The following is a 2346-nucleotide window of genomic DNA, read 5'->3' on the forward strand; positions in this document are numbered from 1 at the left end:
ACCGAATCGAAGCGTTCATCGCAGGCGAACCCGCGGTCGTTGCGCCCGTCGGAGCCGACATCGGCCGGCTTCGGACGGCCGACGATGCAGCAGGTCGTTACGTTGCGCACGTGGGTTCGGCGCTTCCGCACCGTCTCGACGGGCTCACGGTGGTCGTCGATTGTGCACACGGGGCGGCGTCGGTGGTCGGTCCTGCCGTCTACTCGGCAGCCGGTGCGACGGTCATCGCGATCAACGCCGAGCCGGACGGGTTGAACATCAACGAGGACTGCGGATCGACCCACATGGAGGACCTGCAGAAGGCCGTCGTCGAGCACGGCGCCGATCTGGGAATCGCTCACGACGGCGACGCCGACAGATGCCTGGCTGTCGACTCATCGGGCGGGGTGATCGACGGTGATGCCATCATGGCCGTGCTCGCGGTCGCGATGAAGGAGTCGGGCGAACTCACCGCAGACACACTCGTCGCCACGGTGATGAGCAATCTCGGGCTCCACATTGCGATGCGTGAGGCAGGCATCGCGTTGCGCACAGCGGCCGTGGGGGATCGTTACGTCCTCGAAGAGCTTCGCGCGGGTGGTTACGCCCTGGGCGGGGAGCAGAGTGGGCACGTGGTGGTACCGCGGTTCGGAACCACAGGAGACGGCGTCCTGACGGCGCTGCTCGTCATGGGTCGAATGGCGGCCACGGGCCGATCGCTGGCCGATCTGGCGTCGGTGATGACCACGTTGCCGCAGGTGTTGATCAACGTCAAGGTGTCCGACAAGGCCGCCGTTGCCGTTGATCCGTCGGTCCTCGCGGGCGTGGCAGAGGTCGAACGCATGCTCGGTGACAGTGGTCGGGTTCTGTTGCGACCCAGTGGAACCGAGCAGTTGGTGCGTGTGATGGTCGAAGCCGCCGAACCCGACGTCGCCCGCCGGCTCGCCGACGATCTGGCGAGCCGGGTCGGGCTGGTCTGACCGGATCAGGCGGTCAGATTGCGTAACGCCGTGAGCTGTGCAACGCGACCCGCTGTGTTCTCGGCCAACGGGGCTACGTTGAGTGTGGTGACGCCGGCCTCCGCGAAGGCGGCAACACGCTCCTTGACGTAGCTTTCCGGGCCGATGAGGTTGACGGCCCTGACCAGCTCGTCAGGTACGGCGGCGGCAGCCTCTTCCTTTTTGCCTGCCAGGTACAGGTCCTGAATCTTCTCGGCCTCGGCCTCGTAGCCGTAGCGCTGGGCGAGGTCGTTGTAGAAGTTCTTGCCCTTTGCGCCCATGCCGCCGATGTAGAGCGCGAGGTGCGGCTTGACCCAGGGTAAATACTTCTCGGCGTCGTCACCGATGGCCAGCGTCGGACTCGCGAACACCTGCAACTCGCCGAGCGACGCATCGCGCTTGGCCTTGCCTGCGGCCAGGGCGTCGCCCCATACCTGCTCGGCCTTCTCCGGGAAGTAGAAGATGGGCTGCCAGCCTTCGGCGATCTCGGCCGTCAACTCGACGTTCTTCGGTCCGAGTGCCGCGACGACAACCGGAATGCGCTCGCGCACAGGGTGATTGATCAACTTCAGTGGCTTGCCGAGGCCGGTGCCCTGTTCTGCGGGTAGCGGAATCTGGTAATGCTTGCCCTGGTGCTGAACCTTCTCGCGCCGCCACACCTGGCGGCAGATCTCGATCACTTCGCGGGTGCGGGCGATCGGAGCGTCGTACTTGACGCCATGGAACCCCTCGACGACCTGCGGTCCCGATGCGCCGAGGCCGAGTACGAAGCGGCCGTCGGAGACGTAGTCGAGACCAGCGGCGGTCATCGCGGTGAGCGACGGCGTGCGCGTGTAGATCTGGAAGATGCCCGACGCGATCTTGATGGTCGACGTCTTTGCCGCAAGGTATCCGAGCTGACTGACAGCATCGAACGAGTAGGCCTCGGGGACGAAGATGATGTCGAGTCCCGCCTTCTCGAGTTCTGCCACCTCTGCGACCGTCTCGTTGAATCCGCCCGAATAGTTCAACATGGTTCCGATGTGCATGAGACTCCTCGCAGGTGAGCTGACTTGGTGAAACCTGTTTCAGTCTCGGACGTTACCTGCTGCGCCCGGAACCGTTCGAACGTGGGCTACGTCAGATATGGCAGGGGTTCATCCGGCCTCGTCGGTTCTTTCGTGGGGTGGCCTGAGTGGATATCGATATCGAGGCGGTTGCCGCCGTCGCGGTCGGGTTCGACAATTCTGCGGCGACGGTGACGAACGTGGCCGATTCGCTGCGTGGTTCGACATTCGGTCCCGAGAACGCCGGGCGCTGCTACCGCGATGTCGGCGCTCGTATCGCGGCCGGCTACGCGAACGCACAACCAGCACTGCGCGGATGGGGA

2 protein-coding genes and 1 pseudogene are annotated in these 2346 nt (G+C 64.8%); 2 read left to right on the forward strand and 1 reads right to left on the reverse strand.

Going from position 1 to position 2346, the window contains the following annotated elements; all coding sequences use genetic code 11:
• On the forward strand, positions 1-959 hold a 959-nt coding region (locus tag WBQ44_RS03550; protein ID WP_495565359.1), incomplete at its 5' end, for a phosphohexomutase domain-containing protein.
• 5 nt (positions 960-964) lie between these two features.
• Here the strand turns inward: WBQ44_RS03550 and WBQ44_RS03555 are convergent.
• Positions 965-2005 carry an LLM class F420-dependent oxidoreductase gene (locus WBQ44_RS03555; RefSeq protein WP_495565360.1) on the reverse strand — a complete coding sequence of 347 codons (1041 nt, stop codon included), beginning with the start codon at positions 2003-2005 and terminating at the stop codon, positions 965-967.
• Between the two features lie 146 nt (positions 2006-2151).
• On the opposite strand from WBQ44_RS03555, the pseudogene WBQ44_RS03560 reads away from it, so the two are divergent.
• Positions 2152-2346, forward strand: a pseudogene (locus WBQ44_RS03560) (hypothetical protein); the annotation flags it as partial.

Origin of the sequence: Rhodococcus sp. (in: high G+C Gram-positive bacteria) (assembly GCF_049591685.1) — a bacterium.
Classification (GTDB): domain Bacteria; phylum Actinomycetota; class Actinomycetes; order Mycobacteriales; family Mycobacteriaceae; genus Rhodococcoides.

What these genes read in the sequence shown, in the direction of transcription:
- WBQ44_RS03555 (WP_495565360.1), bottom strand. Translation starts at nt 2,005, where the DNA reads ATGCACATCGGAACCATGTTGAACTATTCGGGCGGATTCAACGAGACG.